The sequence below is a fragment of the Ruegeria sp. CDSB114 genome (assembly GCF_059611025.1).
In genome coordinates this window covers 1,080,988-1,100,530 of the sequence record NZ_JBXWOT010000001.1, presented here as the reverse complement: position 1 = coordinate 1,100,530, position 19,543 = coordinate 1,080,988, and the positions used below count along the sequence as shown (strand labels likewise).

The window sequence follows — 19,543 nt, the reverse complement described above, 5'->3', positions numbered from 1 at the left end:
CACCCTGTCCTAGTTCGTTGCGCTTTCCGCACTCGCACCGGAATCCCCTGTGCCAGGGTCCTCGATTTCACCGATCTCGCCAGACCCGTCGGGATTTTCCTCAATTTCAACAACGCCCGACACATTTGCCGCAACCTCATTGGTAAAGCGTGGGCGTGTAAAGACGAAATTTTCAAAGACATGTTCGCCTTTGAGGAAATCTACCCCATAGATCGAGTCAAAGACCGGAATGTAAGCATTCGCCGTTTCAACAATGATCAGTGTGTCCTGGTTCGGCATAGGCGGCAGGTTATCACGCATGCGGTCGATATTGTCGTCGGTCCAGATGCTGTCGTAACCGCGCGCGGTTGACCATCTGACGTAATGACGATCATCCTGTTCGTCGAACACAACCAGCGACACGCGCAGATTCATCTGTGATCGGTTGTTGACCATCGCCACCAGCAGCGAATGCAATGAGGTGATATAAGTGTCCGTGATCGTGCCGGTTTCGCGAGAGATCAAATCGCCAACAGTATACGCCGCTTTCAGGTTAGATGCGCTTTGGCGGAAGCCGTCGAAATACGTGAAAGCGCCTGTGATCGTCCAAACCAGCATCGGAAAGACAAGCAAAGCCTCAACCGTGAGTACCCCACTCTCGTCTTTCGTCTTGGATTTCAGAAGATTCCGGAGCTTTGAAATGAAAAACATAGGCTTACAGAGGCTCCTGTACGAAGGCAGTCGTCGCGGTAAGTTCGATCTGGCCTGATTCATCCGACAAAATACGCCCCATCGCCGATGTAGGGAAAATCGGATCGACCTTTGCGCAGGCCCGAAGGATCATCAACTCGTTCGAAAGGCCATTTTCGAAAGCGCGAACTGGGTTCACTTCTTCAGAATTGTCAGTGCAATCCGGAACAGGGGGAAGGTCCAACCCGACAAACGCGCTTTGTTGCAGCATCTCCAGCTGCAAGTTGGTGGTACAGCGTTTGATCACTACGACGCGATCACAGATCGTATCTTTGATCTGATCATGCGTTGGGTTGGTGCCCGTGCCGAGGCGAATGTCGCGAACTGTCTGGTCCACAGCCCGCTCTAACATCGCCTGCTGCAAAGTGACCACAGAATACTCCAACGCACTCAGGATGAAGAACATGAATGCAGGGAAGATGATCACAAACTCGACGGTGACCGCCCCATCTTCCCTGCGTTTCAGGCTTCGCAGCTTTGAAACAAGGGCTCTGATCATTGGGTCAACCGCAGTTTTCTGATCGACGACGCGATAGAAGCAAATGCGTCTTCCAGGTCCAGACCGTTCACATTGTATACATGGCTGTCCGAGCTGGCGCAGTCCTTGATGGTTTTGTACCCGGCTCTGGGTGCTTCGAAGGCGATGCCATAGACAATGACGCCCTCATCTTTGGCTGCGTCACAGATATGCTTGGTGCGCTGGTTCTTGGCCGAAGTTTCAACTTTGGCATACGCTTTCGAGTACCACTCGGCCCATGCACTTGACTGCCAGTAATAGTTATATCTTGCATTCCAGGCCAAAGACACACGGTTGAAGAGTTCTGGATAGGTCAGGCGAACAGCCGTACCCAATTCTTCGTTGGCTGGTGTCTCTGGATCAGGATTGCCGAACGGATGGTCCGCCCATGTGTTCTGCTGTGGCCAGAAAAAGTTAGGCCGACCCTGCGAATGGTAGACTGTGTATTCGGAGGCCTCAGCATTGTACCAGACATCCGACAAGCCCTCCCGAAGGGACGGGTTCAGCATATACTGGTCCGTGTTCTGACCGTCGGTCATTACGATTACAATTTTCAAGATGTCCGAGTTATAGTCTGACGGGCGGGTCCGGAAGTGATTTGGAACGATGTTGTCGTCAGCCAGGTCGCTCACAATGCCACGAACGCTTGGGTCCAGGAAGGCCACGCCCCATTTCATGCCGACATCTATCGAGGTGTTCCCGGTTGCAGTCAACGCCTTGATCTGTTTGGTCAATGCCTCCAGATTATCGGTAACAGGCGTAATCGCACTGCCATCGCGGACCGGGCAAACCGGTGTTCTGATCGAGCCTTCGGAATAGGTGAAGGGGTCAAAATGCGCGGTGCGTTCCAGCGTGTCATCACGCTCCAGGTCTGTGTCGCTATACTGTTCAGGGATAAAGTTCACACAATGGGAGTAGTTGTGCTCTGCTGTAACGTTGGTGAATTTGCTCAGGATGGGTTCACCCGCATTGACCTGAGTTGCGTAAGGCACGATCGAGATCGAAATGCCCGTGCGGTTCGGATCATCTGAATCCAGCATCAGCGTGACAAATTCTGTGGCCGCATCCTGCAGAAGCGCAATTTTGCTCTTCCCGCCAGAACTCGAATAGTTGTTCATTGAGCCTGAGATGTCGAGAACCAGCGAGATTTCAACAGCTCCAATGCTTTCGACGGCCGTGCTGGCCGCGTTGGCGGTCAAGCTGTTGACGCCAGAGAAATGCATAAAGTGGGTTTTGATGGTCGCCTCAGCGGTGGCTGATACTTTGCGTGATCCAAAGCCTTCTTCCACCACGACGGAAGTGATTTTGCCGCCCAGCCCGGCCTTCTCGAAATAGGCATCGACAATTTCGCGTGCGGGCTTTTTCTGATCAAGGTCAGCGGCCGCAAGAACGGCGCGGTCCAATGTCGATTGCAGATTGGCGCGGTCGCGTTCAAAATTCATTAGGTCAACGCCAGCCCCAGTCGAGGCGATGATCACCAGGAAACCCAACAATACAAAGATTGTGAATGTACCGTCTTCGCTTTTTGCGAACCGGCGCGCGCTTAGCGCGGATTTAGTGCCGCTTTTGCTTTCGCGTAGAAACTTGGGCATTTTCATCTTGCAGACCTCGCTGAGCAGACATCCAAAGCTGCTAAGGAAAAGTTAACGTATGGAAATTAACTGCGAAACGTGGCGGGAATTGGGCGAAAAGGGCCCAGTTTTGGCTGGTTTGAGGGAAATTGAGGGATAATTCCGGACTGTCGCGCGGGGCTGTATTCGATGCGTGAACAATTCGGCGGATAATGTCTGGGTTTGGCGACTCAGCCAGAGTTCGAATATTTCCCCGTAACTTGAGATTTTATTTCTGCTTAAACATTGATCGTTTAGCAAAGGGGTGCGACAAAACGTCAGAACGCAAGTCGTTCGCCGGCACGGAGGTTTAAATGACGGCCACAAAAGAACCCAGCTTTCGAGAGAGTGTAGATCTTATGTTTAACAGGGCAGCGTCCCTGATGGATCTGCCTCCGGGCCTTGAAGAAAAGATAAGGGTCTGCAACGCCACCTACACTGTACGCTTCGGCGTCCGGCTGCGCGGTGACATACACACATTCACCGGATATCGATCGGTGCATTCTGAGCATATGGAGCCGGTGAAAGGCGGTATCCGCTTTGCCTTGGCGGTCAACCAGGACGAAGTCGAAGCGCTTGCGGCGCTGATGACCTATAAATGTGCTCTGGTCGAAACGCCGTTTGGCGGATCAAAGGGTGGGTTGTGTATCGACCCACGCCAATACGAAGAGCATGAGCTTGAACAGATCACCCGCCGGTTCGCCTATGAGTTGGCCAAGCGCGACCTGATCAACCCGTCACAGAACGTGCCAGCCCCGGATATGGGAACGGGTGAGCGTGAAATGGCGTGGATGGCGGACCAATACGCCCGGATGAATACAACTGACATCAACGCGCGCGCCTGCGTGACAGGCAAGCCGCTGAATGCTGGCGGTATTGCCGGACGGGTCGAGGCCACGGGCCGCGGCATTCAATATGCGCTGCGCGAGTTTTTCCGCCATCCTGAGGACATTCAAAAGGCAGGGCTGTCGGGCAAGTTGGACGGCAAGCGCGTAATTGTTCAGGGTTTGGGAAATGTGGGCTACCACGCTGCCAAGTTCCTGAGCGAGGAAGATGGCTCTCGTATCGTAGGCATCATTGAATGGGATGGTGCGCTGTATAATCCCGACGGGATCGACGTCGAGTCGGTTCGCCAATGGATCATCAAGCATGGCGGTGTCAGCGATTATCCCGACGCCACCCATTCCGCCGAGGGCGGGGCCGTACTGGAAGAAGAGTGCGACATCCTGATCCCGGCGGCGCTGGAAGGTGTGATCAACCTTGATAATGCCGATCGCATCAAGGCCCCGTTGATCATCGAAGCTGCAAACGGCCCGGTGACAGCTGGTGCAGACGAAGTTCTGCGCGATAGGGGCGTCGTGATCATTCCTGATATGTACGCAAATGCTGGCGGTGTGACTGTTTCGTATTTCGAGTGGGTTAAGAACCTCAGCCATATCCGGTTTGGCCGCATGCAGCGTCGCCAGGAAGAGTCGCGGCACGAGCTGATCGTCAGTGAACTGGAACGGCTGGACCGCTATCTGGGCGATGCCTGGTCCATGTCTCCGAACTTCAAGGCGAAATACCTGAAAGGTGCGGATGAGCTTGAGCTTGTTCGTTCTGGGCTCGATGACACTATGCGGATTGCTTACCAGTCGATGCGTGAAGTCTGGCACAGTCGCGACGATGTCGAGGATCTGAGGACCGCTGCCTACATCGTGGCCATTGACCGTGTCTCGAAAAGCTACCGCGCTAAGGGGCTTTGACAATACTCTCTGCGGGCGGCTGGCATCTGATCCATCGCCCGCAGGACCAAGGCGCAACAGGGCTGCGCAAGATGCAATTCGACGATGGCGCGCATCCGCGCCCGGCAGTAGACTTTAGCGACGAGAACGAATCCCGGAGACCACCATGTTGCGTATTGCCGTTGCGGCTATTTTACTGGCCACACCTCTGGCTGCTCAGGAAACAAAAGAACAAAGCTGCCAGCATCAGGCGGATGTCGTGGCGGCGATCCAGCAGGCGCGACTTGACCGCGTGAAAGAGCGCGACGTGCCGCAAGCCGTGGCCGATACAGGTCCGACCTGGCCCGCGAACTATAATGCCGCGATCCCGCTGATCACCCCTTGGGTCTATGAGCAGAAGATGCGCGATGTGCGCAAAAAGGATCTCGGCGCCACGTGGATGGAGCTGTGCCTGCAGCAGTAATCCAAAACCTTGCGATTTCTTTGCGGACAAACGCGCGCCTTCCCCTTGGCGCGCGTTGCCGTTTCTGTCAGGTTTAACCCATGTCATTACCACCCGGTTTTCTGGATGAGTTGCGCACTCGGCTGAGCTTGTCTCAGGTCGTCGGGCGCAAAGTCATGTGGGACGCGCGCAAGTCCAATCAGGGCAAGGGCGACATGTGGGCTCCGTGCCCGTTCCATCACGAGAAGACAGCATCGTTCCACGTCGATGACCAAAAGGGATTCTATTACTGCTTTGGCTGCCATGCCAAAGGGGATGCGATCAGCTTCGTGAAAGAGACCGAGAATGTCTCGTTCATCGAAGCGGTCGAAATTCTCGCGCGTGAAGCCGGATTGCCGATGCCAGAACGTGACCCTAAGGCGCAAGAGAAACAGGATCGTCGCACGCAACTGGCCGAGGTGATGGAACAAGCAGTGCAGTTCTTTCGGTTGCAACTGAAAACAGGGGCAGGTGGGGAGGCGCGCGATTATCTGGCGCGGCGCGGCTTGAAAGAGCAGGCGCTGGATCGGTGGGAAATCGGCTTTGCTCCCGACGGTTGGCAGGCGCTTTGGGATCATCTACGCGGCAAGAACGTGGCCGAAGATCTGATCCTTGGTGCGGGTCTGGCCAAACCCTCGAACAAAGGTAAAAAGCCCTATGACACGTTTCGGAACCGGATCATGTATCCGATCCGGGATCCGCGCGGGCGTTGCATTGCGTTCGGTGGCCGGGCGATGGACCCCAATGACAATGCGAAATATCTGAACTCGCCCGAAACCGAACTGTTCGACAAGGGGCGCAGCCTCTATAACCAAGGCCCCGCGCGGCAGGCTGCCGGCAAAGGGCAGCCATTGATCGTGGCAGAAGGATATATGGATGTGATCGCGCTTGCCGAGGCCGGTTTTGGCGCATCGGTGGCCCCATTGGGCACCGCAATCACCGAGCATCAGTTGCAACTGCTGTGGCGTATCTCGGACGAGCCGATCATAGCGCTGGATGGCGACACGGCGGGTTTGCGTGCTGCGATGCGGGCGGTCGATCTGGCCCTGCCGCTGCTTGAGGCAGGAAAGTCCTTGCGCTTTGCGCTGATGCCCGAGGGCAAGGACCCTGACGACCTGTTGCGGGCGGAAGGACCGGCAGCCGTGCAGGCGGTGTTGGAAGGGGCAATGCCGATGGTCAGGCTGCTCTGGCAGCGCGAAACCGAAGGCAAGGTGTTCGACAGCCCCGAACGCAAAGCAGCTTTGGACAAGGTCTTGCGCGACAAGATCAAGCTGATCCGTGACCCGTCGATCCGGTCGCATTACGGGCAAGAGATCAAAGACCTGCGCTGGCAGCTGTTTCGCCCTCAAAGGCAGCCACAAAACCGCACCTGGCAAACGCGCGGGAAATGGAAGCCCCAGCCACAACCGGCCACACCGGGCGCGCGGGCGTCATTCCTGGCATCGTCCGACAATGCCGATATCCAGATGCGCGAAGCCGCCATTCTGGCCATCGCCGCATTGAACCCCCAAGTCGTGGTGCAGTTTGAACACCAACTGGAAGAAATGGAGTGCCGTGACCAAGATCACGCGGGCCTGCGCGATGCCATTCTACGGCACGCGATAGATGATCCTGAGAACCTCAAACAACATATTGCGGAAACTTTGGGACATCACGCCCTTGAAAACCTGCTGGCCCTTCGCCATGTCGCAGTGATCCCCTGCGTGAATAAACCGGGCGACGTTGAAAAGGCCGAAATGACATTGGCTGAGGAACTCGCCAAAATCAAAGCTCTCAGGGGTCTGGACGCAGAGATTGCCGAAGCCGCAGAGGAGCTGTCTGATCTGGACGATGAAGCGTTGACCTATCGCTTGGCGCAAGCCGCCGAAGAGCGCAACAGAACAAGCCGAAGCCAGAATGAAGACAGGGCCGTTTTCGACATCGCTGACAATGGTGCGCGAATCAACCGCGACGAGAAGGATGCGTTTAAGGCAATCATGTCAGGTATCAATTTCGAGCGAAAACGCCGGTAATGTGGTGTTTTCGTAAGGCACTGGAAAAGAAAAACAGGTAAACGGGTGGCCGAATCACTTCAACGCGCTAATGATTCGGTTCAATCGAATCACCCATCCCTGCAGGAGCATTGAATGGCCGCCAAGGATACAAACGAAGACAGCAAATCCGACGAGCAGGAACAGGAAATCTCGCTGGACATGAGCCAGACTCAGGTCAAGAAGATGATCGCCGAGGCTCGTGAGAAAGGCTACATCACCTACGACCAGCTCAATCAGGTCCTGCCGCCTGATCAGGTCAGCTCGGAACAGATCGAAGACGTTATGTCGATGCTGTCCGAGATGGGGATCAACATCATCGAAGATGAAGAGGCGGAAGAGGAAGAGAATAAAGGCTCGACCGACCTGATCACAACGGAAAGCAACCGTGAGGTCACGCTGGCCGGTGCCGCCGCCGAAAAGCTTGATCGTACCGATGACCCGGTGCGCATGTATCTGCGCGAAATGGGTTCGGTCGAACTGCTCAGCCGTGAGGGCGAGATCGCTATCGCCAAGCGGATCGAGGCTGGTCGTAATACGATGATCCTGGGGCTTTGTGAAAGCCCGCTGACCTTCCAGGCGATTACGATCTGGCATGATGAATTGCTGTCCGAAGACATTCTGCTGCGCGACGTCATTGATCTGGAGGCCACTTTCGGCAATCAGATGGACGAAGACGGCGATGTCGAAGAGCCGGTCGTCGACACTTCGACCGTGCAGGCCGCAAAGCCCGCCAAGGAAGAAGGCCCCGAGCTGGATGCCGATGGCAACCCGATTGCGACCGATGATGACGATGACGAAGACGAGCAGGCGAACATGTCGCTGGCTGCTATGGAAGCTGCTCTGAAAGATCAGGTTCTGACGACGCTCGAGCGTATTTCGACTGATTTTGCGATGCTGAGCGAAATGCAGGACAGCCGGATTTCGGCAACCCTGAACGAAGACGGCACATTCAGCGACACGGACGAAGCGACCTATCAGAAGCTGCGCGCCGAGATTGTCGAGCTGGTGAACGGCCTTCATCTGCACAACAACCGGATCGATGCTTTGATCGACCAGCTATATGGCATCAATCGTCGGATCATGTCGCTGGACAGCTCGATGGTGAAGCTGGCGGATCAGGCCCGCATCAACCGTCGCGAATTTGTTGACGCCTATCGTGGGCGTGAACTGGACCCGAACTGGCTGGCTGAGATGGCTGAAAAGCCGGGCCGGGGCTGGCAGATGTTCATCGAACGCTCGACCTCCAAGGTCGAGGAACTGCGCAACGATATGGCTCAGGTCGGGCAATATGTTGGCCTGGACATCAGCGAATTCCGCCGCATCGTACAGCAGGTCCAGAAAGGCGAGAAAGAGGCGCGCCAGGCCAAGAAAGAAATGGTCGAAGCCAACCTGCGTCTGGTGATCTCGATCGCCAAAAAATACACGAACCGTGGTCTGCAATTCCTTGATCTTATTCAGGAAGGTAACATTGGCCTGATGAAGGCCGTAGACAAGTTCGAATACCGCCGCGGGTATAAGTTCTCGACCTACGCCACCTGGTGGATCCGTCAGGCGATCACCCGGTCCATCGCGGATCAGGCACGCACGATCCGTATCCCGGTCCATATGATCGAGACGATCAACAAGTTGGTTCGGACCGGACGTCAGATGCTGCATGAAATCGGCCGCGAGCCGACGCCGGAAGAACTGGCCGAAAAGCTGCAGATGCCGCTGGAGAAGGTCCGCAAGGTGATGAAGATCGCCAAGGAACCGATCAGCCTGGAAACGCCGATTGGCGACGAAGAAGACAGCCAGCTTGGCGATTTCATCGAGGACAAGAATGCTGTGCTGCCGTTGGACAGTGCTATTCAGGAAAACCTCAAGGAAACGACCACGCGTGTTCTGGCCTCACTTACCCCGCGGGAAGAACGGGTTCTGCGGATGCGGTTTGGCATCGGTATGAACACGGACCACACCCTGGAAGAGGTCGGCCAACAGTTCAGCGTGACTCGCGAACGTATCCGTCAGATCGAGGCGAAGGCGCTGCGAAAACTGAAACACCCCAGCAGGTCGCGAAAGTTGCGGTCGTTCCTGGATCAGTAACCTAGAAAAGGCGCCTCGACCGAGGCGCCTTTTTCGTTTGAAACCAATGTTCACGGTGGCTTGTAAAAACATCAATTTGGCGAGAACTCACAAGAAGCCCGCTGCGCGTCTTCCTATATCCGCAATGTCCACTCATGGGACGGGCCGGGGCGAGGCTGCAAGGCTGACGACCCCCGGCTACCTCAAAGTTACGATCAAGGATCCAGGCGGCTGCGAAAAGCGCTGGGCGCGCGACCCGTCCACCGTTTGAAAGCGGTGGAAAAGGCGGGTTGGTCTGCGTAGCCAAGTGAGAATGCAATTTCAGATAGCTGCATACCGTTGGTGATGAAAGTTTGGGCCAGATCACAGCGCAGATCGTCTGCGATCTCTCGATAGCTTGACCCTTCATCCTTTAGCCGACGCGCAAATGTTCGCGGGCTCATGCCGAGATTGGCGGCTATGTCATCGGATTGCGGAAAATTCCCCGGCATCGAACGTGTAATCAGACCCTCGACCTGCGCCCGCAATTTTTGCTTAGGCGAAGCCCTTTCTGCCAGGACGCGTTCCCCGTACTCAATCAGATGCTCTCGAAGCATCGGGTCATATGTGGGCACGGGAAGATCCAGAGATGAAGGCGACAGAACAATCTCTAGGTTTTCTGCTCCAAATTCTACCGAAAATCCTGCAAGCTTCTGAAATAGATTTCTTTTCTCTCCAACCTCGTGTTGAAAGCGAATTGCTATGGGGTGGAAGTCTGACTGCGTCAGGTTCCGCATTCGCGCCAGCGTCCCAAACATCAAAAACTCTGTGCGTCTATGATACCGGGCAAAACTTGCGTCTTCCCATTCCGCCTCGAAGGACACAAAATTCCCGGCATGGCGCAGACTGAAGGTGATTGTGGGATCTATGATGCGAGAGAAGCGGGTTGTGTTTTCAAACACCTGTCGGAGGTCACGAGAGTACTTGCTGATATAGGCCGTAATACTAGAGGCCGAACTGACTTTCGAACCCGCATAGGCGGCAAAAGTTATGTCGCGCATAGCGTCGCAGGCATATCTGATGAACATCGCCTCAGTTTGCGCACTGTAGACTGTAGTGGGGGGAGCGATTGCCGCTCGGCTTAGACCGCTGCGTTCCAAAAGCTGGTCTGCTAACTCTGGGCCGCCCGAACGCTCATCTACCGTTCGGGTCAGGTGTTGAATTCTGGCAATATCAAGCTCCATATCCAATTCTTAATGCTTTCGCGAAAAATTTGAACCCAGTTTGCACGGGTGCAGGCAAACCCATCTGGCAGGTTTTCACAAGTTTCTGGCGCTTTTCAGCAAGGATATAGCAACGCAAAGGCATAGTTACCTCGTGTTGTCGGGTCAGCACCTTGTGGGGATGAGGGTAGAGCTCCGGTCGTCTCAGACTAGCGATCGGTGGCTCCCCGGCACGTTTCATCTGAAAACCTACGTGTCGCATTGCGGATTTTACCCTTCAATGGCACGGTCCGGTTGTGGCGAAATTGATCTGGTATCCAATGCAAGACCGGGCGATCTCAGATGTGGGAACCGAGCAGAACCTCATCGTTTTTGATGGAGAATGCGTGCTGTGTTCTCGGTTTTTCAGGTTCATGCTGTGGGCTGACACAAAGAAGCGGTTCAAGTTTGTAATTGCCCAGTCCCCCATAGGACAAAGCCTTTACCGGCAACTCGGCCTGCCCACCGACGAGTTTGAAACCAATCTTGTGATCGTTGACGGTGTTGTGCATCAGCGCTTGGATGCTTTTGCTGCTGCAATGCGCAGCTTACCAGCTTTGTGGCCTGTTCTGTCGGCCTGTCGATTTCTTCCGCGGTTTTTGAAGGATCCGCTTTATCATTTCATCGCGCGCCACCGATTTGCATTCTTTGGACGGTTCGAAACGTGCTTGGTTCCGGATTCATCCCTGAAAGCGCGGTTCTTCCCCGGAGGGTATGCGTGAGGCCGGACCCATTTCTGCAGGCCCTTCCAGCCAATTCTGAGGTGCCGGATGCGGTCCGAAAATTCCACAGTGAAACGGCAGAGTTTACAGGACTATGCAGCATCCAAAGAGGAACCGGGTGGTTGACCTCTTTGTCATTGTGGTTGGGTGGGTTTCCCCCCGCTGCAGATACTCAGACGGTCCGCATTCGAACCAAACTCAATGGCCAGGAATGGGAATGGTTCAGGGATTTTGGCGGGCATGAGACGCTGTCTCATCTGGTCTACGACGCAGACAGGCGGTGCGTGAAAGAGAGGATCGGAGGGCTGACCATCTGGATGCGCCCACAGGTTCGAGGTCAAAAGCTGCATTTGAACATCCTGCACCTCACTCTATTGGGGGTGCCATGCCCAAACTTTCTTTTACCGCGTTCGGCGACGGTGGAATGGCAGGATGATCAAGGCCGGTTTCGGTTCGATGTTTCGGCAGAAATGCCGATGTTGGGTCAACTGATCCGATATCGGGGCTGGCTGATGCCGGTTCACGTAAATAGGAACAATGCCTGAATTGAACGTGAGGTGGCTTTGCCATGGCCTCCTGCAATCTACTTTAATATTTATCAAGAAACATGAGAGAGTAGCATTATGAAAAAAGTGATCACATCTGCGGTTCTGGCCGCCGCCACGTTGTTTGAACCGGGGGCGGTGACAGCAGCACCAAACGGTTTTCAAACTGTTGCAGTAAACGACAAAGTGTTTGAGGTGATCCCGCGCGCGCGCAGGGATGTGGATGGCTATTGGTGCGCTGCTGCAGATTTTGCTCGTCGCAGCTTGGGGGCAGGGTGGCAGCAGAATATCTATGTTGTGCGTGGATATGGCCCAAGCGAAGCCACCGGTCGCCGCACGGCGGTCCAATTTTCGTTGACCCCTCCGGCAAATGTCGAGCAGAGCACAAGCTTTGTTTCCATTGGTTTCCAGCCGGGGCAGAGCAGGTCCGTCCAGAACGCGAATGGCCTGTGTTTCCGGCAGCCAATTTTTGACTGAAGAAAGTAAGACCCGCGTTTTGCAGACCGAGTTTATCATTTCAACGCAGGGGCCGGGGCTGTATGAGTTCACCTCGGGTATACGAGACTGGCTTGCCCCAAGCGGTCGCGACGGATTGTTGACCCTGTTTGTGCGCCATACCTCGTGTTCTCTGGCCATTCAGGAAAATGCGGACCCCGAGGTACGGACGGATTTGCAGGCCTTTTTCGAACGTCTAGTGCCACCGGCGGATGATCCGTCGATGGCGTATTTAAGGCACACCTATGAGGGGCCAGACGATATGCCAGCACATATCAAAGCTGCGTTGCTGCCTGTGTCGTTGGGCATTCCTGTCGCCGCAGGGGTGCCCATGCTGGGGACGTGGCAGGGCGTTTATCTGTTTGAACACCGGACCCAATCACACAACAGAGGCGTCGCTGCGCATTTCGTGTGACCCCTTTATTTAGCGGTGAAAATTTCCGACTACCCAAATCCTAGAGGCTGCCCTATAGTTGTGGATAAGTGGGCCACAGCGCTTACTAAAAGAGGCGGAACAAGAGACGAGGAGACGGCGGATGCGCTGCCCGTTTTGCGGAAATATCGACACTCAGGTCAAAGATTCACGCCCGGCAGAGGATCATGTCGCGATCCGCAGGCGCCGTTTCTGTCCGGCCTGCGGCGGCCGGTTCACCACCTATGAACGCGTTCAGTTGCGCGATCTGGTTGTGATCAAAACCAATGGAAAGCGCGAAGATTTCGATCGAGACAAGCTGGAACGTTCGATCCGGATCTCGATGCAGAAACGCCCGATTGATCCGGAACGCATTGATCAGATGATCTCGGGTATTGTGCGGCGGCTGGAAAGCATGGGCGATACCGACATTCCGTCCAGCAAGATCGGTGAAATTGTTATGGAAGCTCTGGCGCGGATCGACACCGTTGCCTATGTTCGGTTTGCAAGCGTGTATAAGAATTTCCAGGCGGCCGATGATTTCGAGGAGTTTGTCCACGAACTGCGCCCGCCGCAGCCTTCGACGGACGAGTGAGCGAAACAGATAAGCGATATATGGCGCTGGCCCTTGCCTTGGGGCGGCGCGGACAGGGGACGTGCTGGCCCAACCCATCCGTTGGCTGCGTACTCGTACAGGACGGGCGGATTGTTGGGCGTGGTTGGACGCAACCTGGTGGTCGGCCACATGCAGAAACCGAAGCGTTAAGACAGGCAGGATCGCAGGCGCGTGGCGCGACTGCTTATGTCTCGCTTGAACCCTGCGCCCATCACGGACAGACCCCGCCTTGCGCTCAGGCCTTTATTGAGGCCGGTGTGGCGCGTGTTGTTTCAGCCATCGAAGACAGTGATCCGCGTGTTGCCGGGCAGGGCTTTGCCATGCTGCGCGACGCTGGGATTGACGTGACAACCGGTATCCTTGCCGATCAGGCGGCCCGCGACCACGCCGGTTTCTTCTTAAAAACCGAACAGGGCCGGCCATTTGTCACGCTTAAACTGGCCAGCAGTTTTGACGGGCGCATTGCGACCGAAAGCGGCCATAGTCAGTGGATTACGGGTCAGACCTCGCGGCGGGCTGTTCATGCCATGCGGGCAACGCATGATGCTGTTATGGTTGGGGCAGGTACGGCGCGCGTAGACGACCCCTCTCTGACAGTTCGGGATCTTGGGATTGAACGTCAGCCTGTGCGCGTCGTCGTTTCGCGCCATCTGGATATCCCGTTGATGGGTCAACTGGCACGCACCGCCTCGAAAATTCCGGTGTGGTTGTGCCATGGTCCGTCACCGGATGCCGAACGTGCAAAAGCGTGGGAAGGACTGGGCGCAAGGCTTATCCCCTGCGCGTTACGCGATCATCACATTGACGCCGCTGACCTGTTGCTGCAGTTGGGGCAGGAGGGTTTGACCCGCGTCTTTTGCGAGGGCGGATCGTCCCTGGCTGCGTCGCTCTTGGTGGATGAACTGGTTGATGAGTTGATCGGCTTCAGTGCCGGGCTTGCGATTGGTGCCGAAGGTTTGCCTGCCATCGGGGCGCTTGGTATGGATCGTCTGGATGAGGCACCACGGTTTGAGCTGCTGGAGACCCGCATCATCGGTCAAGACGTGATGCATCGCTGGGCGCGGGCATTGCGCTAACGGCGCCAGAGATGCGCCTGTGTTGCGAAAACGCCCTGTAGTTTCGAGAGCAGTCTAAGGCCGGGGCCAGATCGGCTCTGGTAGCCGTCTGTCAGCCTTTCCAATACCACTTCCGGAGGGCAGGGCATGCCGGTGACAGGGTCCAGATACCTCGGGTAATCGATCAGTGCGGCATGGATCAATCCCAGCAGGGAGGGCCGTGCACCACGACGGGCGGGGACGGACCCCAAATCCTGCGTCAAACCCCAACCAGCATAAAAGGGTGCACCGAGCGTTGTGACCGGCAATCCGCGCATCAGCGCCTCGAACCCTAGCAGAGAGGTCATGGTCCAGACCTCCTGAACCTCACCCAACAATCCGGCGGGATCGGTGTTCGTGACGATCAGGTCTGCTAGCCCCTCAGCCTCGGCCTCACCTTCACGCAGGCCAGCTTCGACATCGGGATGCGGTTTATAGATCAGAACGGCGGTCGGGTTCATCTCGCGGGCGGCGCGCAGAAGTTCGGTGTTGGTGCGAACGGTGCTGGTTCCAAACAGGATTGAGGCATCGTCCTCGACCTGTCCGGGCACCAGAATGCGGTGGCCTTTTGGCAAGCCCGGAACCGGGCCGCCGGTGTTATATTTGCTAACCGCTCCAGCTATGATCTGTGTCACCAACCGCTCGGCCCGCAATTCCTGATCCGGCCGCAGGGTTTCACGCTTGGCGATCATCTCTTCCAGCCTGCTGGGTTTGGTCGGGTCGTAATAGATCCCAAGGTCATCCAGCGACAGCGACAGAGGCGGCACAAGGCTGGCCCCCAACCCACGGGACCGAACGAAGCCATCCTCGACCCGTGTGACGTTTTCCATATCACGGCCGTGCCGCGCCCAAACCATGTGGGGACGATCTGGGTTTTCGGGAACGTCAGGCGTGAATTTTACCTTTTTCTCGCGCCCAAACATGTGCTGCAGGTGCCTGCGTTTCCAAAGCCGCATCCCGGATGCCGTCCAGCCCTTGTGATCTTGTCGCCAGGCGCGGGTCAGACCTTCAAGCGTGTCCAGCACGGATTCGAATTCGCACAGCTGATCCCGATAGGGATCGTACCACTTGGGATAAAGAACCATGGTGGCGGTGAAGAGTTGCGCGCGCGTCAGGTTTCGTTGGCGTCTTGGGAAATGGGCTTCGTCTTGGGTAAGACCCCATCCGGCGTAAAACGGTTGGCCGAAGACGCGGGGTTTGTGACCGGCCAATATGGCCTCGAACCCAAGTTGCGAGGACAGGGTGTAGACGCCCACAGCGCCCTCTAACAAGGTCCAGGGGCTGATGGCGCTGTGCTGAAAGGATACGCGGTCGGTCAGATCATCGGCAGAGTAATATCCGGGCCGGTGCCCTGCGATCGTGTCGGGGTGGGTTTTGATCAGAACGGTCGCGCCGGGGTTCTCCTCTTGCGCCATAACCAGCATCTCGCGGAACCGGGCCTCATCGCCGCCGCTTGCCCTTACAGAAGCATCGTCGCGTGCTTGATCGACAACCAGGACATACCCTGGGTCCGGCGCAGGGGTCGCGGGATCATAGGCGGAATACTTACTCAGATGCAGTTCGCGCAGCCGCGCCATCCCGCCACGTGCCCGGTTCAGCAAGGCCGTATTATCCAACGGGTCGGTCGCAAGAAGTGTTTCCAGATCCGAAGGCTGTGTTGGATCAAAATGCACACCGCTGCGATCAAGCAGCAGACCCAGCGGAGCCTCGCCACTGCGTCCTGAGTGCAGAGATCGCAGGAATGCATCCTCTACGCGCAAGATCGGAGCATTGTATTTGGTCGCTATACGCAGTCCACGATGTGCCGTCGGGCTATTGCCCCAGATACCCACCAGATCCGACCCCTTGGGCGTGCCGATGCCGATATCATATCCGGTCAGTGACAGAATTCTCCGCACGCGCGCGGCTGTCAGAAATCCGCCATTATAGACCAAAAGACGACTGCGTTCGGCCTCGGCATGCGTTCCTTGTGGAACGGAGGGCATCATCCGCCTGTCAGGGTCGTGACATTGGCAAGCGGGGTCAGGCCACCGGCGATCAACGAGATGGATTTGCTCCATTGCGCATAAGGTGCTTCGGTGACGTAAATTGTGTCATCATCGCGGATGACAAAGTCGCGGGCGATGAAAAGGCCATTGGGTGCTGTCAGGTTCAGCACGTAGATCATGCGCTGCTCTCCCTGCAGGTCCGGTTTTCCCATGACTGACCGGACAATGTCCTGTCGTTCCTTTCGTAGAACGAAAATGCCGGTCGGGTCCGAAGACAGGGGCTGTAAGCCACCAACCTGTGCCAGCGCTTCCAGCGCGGACAGATCCTGACTGTCGAATGCCACGCGCGACTGACCGCCCGTCGCCCCCAAGGCGACATAGGACCGGTTGTCGGCTTCGACTAGAATGCGGTCGCCACCCCGCAGGGCAACGTCAAATTCCGGGTTGCGGAACAAGTCATTGTACCAGACCGTCCCTTTTTGATTGCCTCGGATCAGTGTCACTAGGGCGATGTCGGACCCTTCGATCACGCCGCCAGCCCGTGTCAACATTCCGGCCAGTGTGCGGGTTGGTCGTTCGATCGGATAGATCCCGGGCGCGGACAGGGTGCCCGACAGAGAAACGGTTGATCCGTCCCCGGCGATACGGCGCACTTCGACCTGAGGATCAGGGGTCTGGTCCTGGAGCTTTTCCGTGATCAACGTGCGAAGCTGTTCCGGCGTGTTTCCGGCTGCGCGCAGGCGCCCGGCATAGGGAACAAAGATGAAGCCCTCGCTATCGACCTGTACCTCTTCCAGGGATGTTGAGGCACCGGTCTCTCCGGATAACAGCCCGTCATCCACGTTTTCCCAGACTGTCAGGCCCAGTACATCACCCGGACGAACCGTGTCGGCGGTCAGGTTCTGAGCGCTACGGAAGGTTTGCGAGAACCCGTATTGAGGCACTGCGGACGTGACCTGCGCCACCCGGTCGTCAACCTCAACAACATAGGCGTTTCCACCTTTCGTGGTCGAACCGGCAAGGATTTCGGATTTGTTTGGGCCAGTTTTAGGTAGTTGGCACGCGGCCAGCAGGCCAAGAGCGGCCACAAGGGTTACACCCCGTCCCCATCGGATTGGAAAGCGCTGCACTGCCGAATATCCTCGAACGTCTTGGTTTTGGTCTTTTGTTTCCAGCAGCGTACTTGTTTCCAACTGCAATCGCCAGCATCAAGAGGGGTGATTTACTCAACGATCCTCAACTGTGGCGTCCGCGCCTCTTTGTCGGTCAGCACGGATTGGTAGGGATCTTTCGCCCTTAGCATCATATCCACGGCGCGCCTAAGCAACTGTCGCCGCCCACGGCGTGAATAAAACCCGCCGGGGACCTGACTGGTTTCAAGCAGAAAACGCCTATAGCTTTGATAGGCTTCGGTATCGGGGATATCTGGATTGGAAAAGAAATCAGTGATCGGTTGGCTGGAAACGAATTCGGGCTTGTCATAGACCGAATTGCCAAAGGCGCGCAGAGGAATGCCGCGCCACAATACCTGCTGACCCGCAGTTGAATTGATCGTCACGGCCGAGCTTGCTTCGTTGAGCAATGTGGCCAGTTTGCCCCCGGGTACATAATGGACCCGATCAGCGATACCCAGTGTTTTGGCCAGTTTGCGTGCCACCAGGCGCAATGGTTCCCGATGGTTTTCCAGCGGGTGTTCTTTGATGACCAGATGATGGTGCGTTGGTGCGCCATTTGCAAAACCGTGCAGTACCTGCTCAAGAAACTCGGACATGCAGTCAAAGTCCGAGTGTGACTGAACCGAACTGTCATGTCCCAGTTGCAGCAATGCCAAGTGATAGGGAAACCCGCCCCGCCGGACCCGCTCCGTCGCCATACGCCGCCGGATTCTGTGGAACGGCATCATTGCCAGCCGTTTGAAATAAAGCCTGAACTCTTTCGAAACCGGTAGGTCACGGTGGGTTCGAAAATTGCGATACTTGCCGTTCAGGAACAGAACAAACCAATGATACAGCGCGCCATAGAAAATATGCTGTCGCATATCACCCCAATGCGTCGGAGGGGGCGGCATCGGCGCATCAGTACGCTCCAGCGCTCGCTGCATCTGGGTAACTTCCAGATTCATCAGATGCGAATTGCCATTCGTACCTGTGCGTTCGTAGGTGACCCACCAAGGCCTCAGATACCCTTCTTCGAAAACATGAACAGTGATCCCGTGGGCGCGGGCGATGCGGATGGCTTGGGCGTGGATTGGACGCGTATCGCCATACAGGACTATGTCTGTCACCTCGCGGCCGACAACCAGGTCAACAAATTTTGCCGGCCAGTTCTCGGGTTTGCCAGCATAGGGAATAAAGCTGGCCTTATCAGACCAGAAAGCCTGATCCCCGGCGTTGAACCCCACGCGCCACACCTCGGAACCCGCGGCGCGCAGGATCTTACCAAGCGCGCCAAAAAACGGCCCGTGCGGTCCTTGCAGGAAAAGAAATACGCGTTTTTGCGCAGCGCCGTTGAGTGGTAACATTTCTGCTGCTCTTGTCGTTAGATGAGGAATTATGCCTGTTTGTCGTATTTGCGGCAACCTGGGGCTTGCCCGTAGGCGCGCTTACGCTTACCTCGACGGTGAGCGCTGGCATCAGGTTAGAAACAGAGGATTAACGCAATGTTTACGGGGATCGTCACAGATATCGGCACCATCACCGAACTGGAGCAGCAAGGCGATCTGCGGGCGCGGATCAAAACCGCCTACAATACCCCGGGGATTGATATTGGTGCATCCATAGCCAGCGACGGCGTTTGCCTGACAGTCATCGCATTGGGCGAAGACTGGTATGATGTGCAAATCAGCGCGGAAACCGTTTCGAAAACCAATCTGGATCGCTGGACCGTCGGTAAACGTGTCAATCTAGAGCGGGCGCTGAAGGTCGGAGATGAGTTGGGCGGTCATATCGTGTCTGGTCATGTTGATGGCGTCGCAGAAGTGGTCGCCGTTCTGGACGAGGGCGACAGCACGCGGGTAACCTTGCGCGCACCCAAAGATCTGGCTCGCTTCATTGCGCCCAAGGGATCAGTTGCGCTGAACGGTACTTCTTTGACCGTAAACGATGTGGACGGGTGCGATTTTGGTATCAACTTCATTCCGCACACCAAAGAGGTGACGACCTGGGGGGATGTCGGCATCGGCGACCGGGTCAATCTTGAGATCGACACGCTGGCTCGCTATGTCGCGCGCCTCGCTGAAATGTCCTAGTCCACAATTCAACGTCGCGTCTGACCGG

At 56.2% G+C, this 19,543-nt stretch carries 18 protein-coding genes; 11 read left to right on the top strand and 7 right to left on the bottom strand.

Going from position 1 to position 19,543, the window contains the following annotated elements; genetic code table 11:
• Positions 1 to 9: 9 nt before the first annotated feature.
• Genes AC2FIP_RS05410 through AC2FIP_RS05400 form a run of 3 tightly spaced genes read right to left on the bottom strand, consistent with a single transcriptional unit; the run spans position 10 to position 2,844 of the window.
• Complete coding sequence (locus tag AC2FIP_RS05410; RefSeq protein ID WP_496687444.1) at positions 10 to 690, bottom strand: TadE/TadG family type IV pilus assembly protein; 681 nt, start codon at positions 688 to 690, stop codon at positions 10 to 12.
• A gap of 4 nt (positions 691 to 694) precedes the next feature.
• On the bottom strand, positions 695 to 1,228 hold the full coding sequence (locus tag AC2FIP_RS05405) for a TadE/TadG family type IV pilus assembly protein (protein WP_496785434.1): 534 nt from the start codon (positions 1,226 to 1,228) through the stop codon (positions 695 to 697).
• Positions 1,225 to 2,844 carry a TadE/TadG family type IV pilus assembly protein gene (locus AC2FIP_RS05400; protein ID WP_496785433.1) on the bottom strand — a complete coding sequence of 540 codons (1,620 nt, stop codon included), beginning with the start codon at positions 2,842 to 2,844 and terminating at the stop codon, positions 1,225 to 1,227. Before AC2FIP_RS05400 ends, AC2FIP_RS05405 begins: the two co-directional genes overlap by 4 nt.
• A 326-nt stretch (positions 2,845 to 3,170) precedes the next feature.
• Between AC2FIP_RS05400 and AC2FIP_RS05395 the strand changes: the two genes are divergently transcribed.
• The 4 genes from AC2FIP_RS05395 to rpoD all read left to right on the top strand — a co-directional run bounded on the left by AC2FIP_RS05395 (position 3,171) and on the right by rpoD (position 9,176).
• Complete coding sequence (locus tag AC2FIP_RS05395) at positions 3,171 to 4,601, top strand: Glu/Leu/Phe/Val family dehydrogenase (protein WP_496749167.1); 1,431 nt, start codon at positions 3,171 to 3,173, stop codon at positions 4,599 to 4,601.
• 145 nt (positions 4,602 to 4,746) lie between these two features.
• Entirely contained in the window at positions 4,747 to 5,043 is a 297-nt protein-coding gene (locus AC2FIP_RS05390; RefSeq protein ID WP_142634663.1) for a hypothetical protein, read from the top strand.
• Between the two features lie 80 nt (positions 5,044 to 5,123).
• Complete coding sequence (gene dnaG / locus AC2FIP_RS05385) at positions 5,124 to 7,073, top strand: DNA primase (RefSeq protein ID WP_496785432.1); 1,950 nt, start codon at positions 5,124 to 5,126, stop codon at positions 7,071 to 7,073.
• Positions 7,074 to 7,187: 114 nt separating this feature from the next.
• Positions 7,188 to 9,176 carry an RNA polymerase sigma factor RpoD gene (gene rpoD / locus AC2FIP_RS05380; RefSeq protein WP_142634659.1) on the top strand — a complete coding sequence of 663 codons (1,989 nt, stop codon included), beginning with the start codon at positions 7,188 to 7,190 and terminating at the stop codon, positions 9,174 to 9,176.
• Positions 9,177 to 9,370: 194 nt separating this feature from the next.
• On the opposite strand, the gene AC2FIP_RS05375 is transcribed toward rpoD, so the two are convergent.
• Positions 9,371 to 10,378 (bottom strand): helix-turn-helix domain-containing protein, encoded by a 1,008-nt coding sequence (locus AC2FIP_RS05375; RefSeq protein WP_496785430.1) that lies wholly within the window; start codon positions 10,376 to 10,378, stop codon positions 9,371 to 9,373.
• 299 nt (positions 10,379 to 10,677) lie between these two features.
• Here AC2FIP_RS05375 and AC2FIP_RS05370 point away from each other — a divergent pair, with 299 nt between their 5' ends.
• The 6 genes from AC2FIP_RS05370 to ribD all read left to right on the top strand — a co-directional run bounded on the left by AC2FIP_RS05370 (position 10,678) and on the right by ribD (position 14,262).
• Positions 10,678 to 11,118, top strand: coding sequence for a thiol-disulfide oxidoreductase DCC family protein (locus AC2FIP_RS05370; RefSeq protein ID WP_281995007.1), 441 nt, complete (start codon positions 10,678 to 10,680; stop codon positions 11,116 to 11,118).
• Positions 11,061 to 11,663, top strand: coding sequence for a DUF4166 domain-containing protein (locus tag AC2FIP_RS05365; protein ID WP_496785429.1), 603 nt, complete (start codon positions 11,061 to 11,063; stop codon positions 11,661 to 11,663). The genes AC2FIP_RS05370 and AC2FIP_RS05365 overlap by 58 nt, the downstream gene beginning before the upstream one ends.
• Before the next feature lie 78 nt (positions 11,664 to 11,741).
• Positions 11,742 to 12,140: a hypothetical protein gene (locus AC2FIP_RS05360; RefSeq protein WP_142634653.1), complete on the top strand. Its 399-nt coding sequence runs from the start codon at positions 11,742 to 11,744 to the stop codon at positions 12,138 to 12,140.
• A gap of 19 nt (positions 12,141 to 12,159) precedes the next feature.
• Positions 12,160 to 12,573 (top strand): secondary thiamine-phosphate synthase enzyme YjbQ, encoded by a 414-nt coding sequence (locus tag AC2FIP_RS05355; RefSeq protein WP_496785803.1) that lies wholly within the window; start codon positions 12,160 to 12,162, stop codon positions 12,571 to 12,573.
• A 121-nt stretch (positions 12,574 to 12,694) separates the two neighbouring features.
• Complete coding sequence (gene nrdR / locus AC2FIP_RS05350; RefSeq protein WP_142634651.1) at positions 12,695 to 13,165, top strand: transcriptional regulator NrdR; 471 nt, start codon at positions 12,695 to 12,697, stop codon at positions 13,163 to 13,165.
• Entirely contained in the window at positions 13,162 to 14,262 is a 1,101-nt protein-coding gene (gene ribD, locus AC2FIP_RS05345) for a bifunctional diaminohydroxyphosphoribosylaminopyrimidine deaminase/5-amino-6-(5-phosphoribosylamino)uracil reductase RibD (RefSeq protein WP_496785427.1), read from the top strand. Before nrdR ends, ribD begins: the two co-directional genes overlap by 4 nt.
• On the opposite strand, the gene AC2FIP_RS05340 is transcribed toward ribD, so the two are convergent.
• The 3 genes from AC2FIP_RS05340 to AC2FIP_RS05330 all read right to left on the bottom strand — a co-directional run bounded on the left by AC2FIP_RS05340 (position 14,259) and on the right by AC2FIP_RS05330 (position 18,789).
• Complete coding sequence (locus tag AC2FIP_RS05340) at positions 14,259 to 16,265, bottom strand: capsule polysaccharide biogenesis protein (protein ID WP_496785802.1); 2,007 nt, start codon at positions 16,263 to 16,265, stop codon at positions 14,259 to 14,261. The genes ribD and AC2FIP_RS05340 overlap by 4 nt on opposite strands.
• Entirely contained in the window at positions 16,265 to 17,398 is a 1,134-nt protein-coding gene (locus AC2FIP_RS05335; protein ID WP_496785426.1) for a polysaccharide biosynthesis/export family protein, read from the bottom strand. Before AC2FIP_RS05335 ends, AC2FIP_RS05340 begins: the two co-directional genes overlap by 1 nt.
• Before the next feature lie 92 nt (positions 17,399 to 17,490).
• Positions 17,491 to 18,789, bottom strand: a complete 1,299-nt coding sequence (locus AC2FIP_RS05330) for a capsule polysaccharide biogenesis protein (protein WP_496785425.1) — start codon at positions 18,787 to 18,789, stop codon at positions 17,491 to 17,493.
• Between the two features lie 138 nt (positions 18,790 to 18,927).
• Here AC2FIP_RS05330 and AC2FIP_RS05325 point away from each other — a divergent pair, with 138 nt between their 5' ends.
• Positions 18,928 to 19,515, top strand: coding sequence for a riboflavin synthase (locus AC2FIP_RS05325; RefSeq protein ID WP_142634640.1), 588 nt, complete (start codon positions 18,928 to 18,930; stop codon positions 19,513 to 19,515).
• Positions 19,516 to 19,543 lie beyond the last annotated feature (28 nt).

Bases quoted from the DNA above. Each gene is read 5' to 3' on its own strand.
- AC2FIP_RS05405 (WP_496785434.1), bottom strand. From the start codon at position 1,228: ATGATCAGAGCCCTTGTTTCAAAGCTGCGAAGCCTGAAACGCAGGGAA.
- dnaG (WP_496785432.1), top strand. From the start codon at position 5,124: ATGTCATTACCACCCGGTTTTCTGGATGAGTTGCGCACTCGGCTGAGC.
- rpoD (WP_142634659.1), top strand. From the start codon at position 7,188: ATGGCCGCCAAGGATACAAACGAAGACAGCAAATCCGACGAGCAGGAA.
- AC2FIP_RS05360 (WP_142634653.1), top strand. From the start codon at position 11,742: ATGAAAAAAGTGATCACATCTGCGGTTCTGGCCGCCGCCACGTTGTTT.
- AC2FIP_RS05340 (WP_496785802.1), bottom strand. From the start codon at position 16,265: ATGCCCTCCGTTCCACAAGGAACGCATGCCGAGGCCGAACGCAGTCGT.
- AC2FIP_RS05410 (WP_496687444.1), bottom strand. From the start codon at position 690: ATGTTTTTCATTTCAAAGCTCCGGAATCTTCTGAAATCCAAGACGAAA.
- AC2FIP_RS05375 (WP_496785430.1), bottom strand. From the start codon at position 10,378: ATGGAGCTTGATATTGCCAGAATTCAACACCTGACCCGAACGGTAGAT.
- AC2FIP_RS05395 (WP_496749167.1), top strand. From the start codon at position 3,171: ATGACGGCCACAAAAGAACCCAGCTTTCGAGAGAGTGTAGATCTTATG.
- AC2FIP_RS05370 (WP_281995007.1), top strand. From the start codon at position 10,678: ATGCAAGACCGGGCGATCTCAGATGTGGGAACCGAGCAGAACCTCATC.
- AC2FIP_RS05325 (WP_142634640.1), top strand. From the start codon at position 18,928: ATGTTTACGGGGATCGTCACAGATATCGGCACCATCACCGAACTGGAG.
- AC2FIP_RS05400 (WP_496785433.1), bottom strand. From the start codon at position 2,844: ATGAAAATGCCCAAGTTTCTACGCGAAAGCAAAAGCGGCACTAAATCC.
- AC2FIP_RS05330 (WP_496785425.1), bottom strand. From the start codon at position 18,789: ATGTTACCACTCAACGGCGCTGCGCAAAAACGCGTATTTCTTTTCCTG.
- AC2FIP_RS05390 (WP_142634663.1), top strand. From the start codon at position 4,747: ATGTTGCGTATTGCCGTTGCGGCTATTTTACTGGCCACACCTCTGGCT.
- nrdR (WP_142634651.1), top strand. From the start codon at position 12,695: ATGCGCTGCCCGTTTTGCGGAAATATCGACACTCAGGTCAAAGATTCA.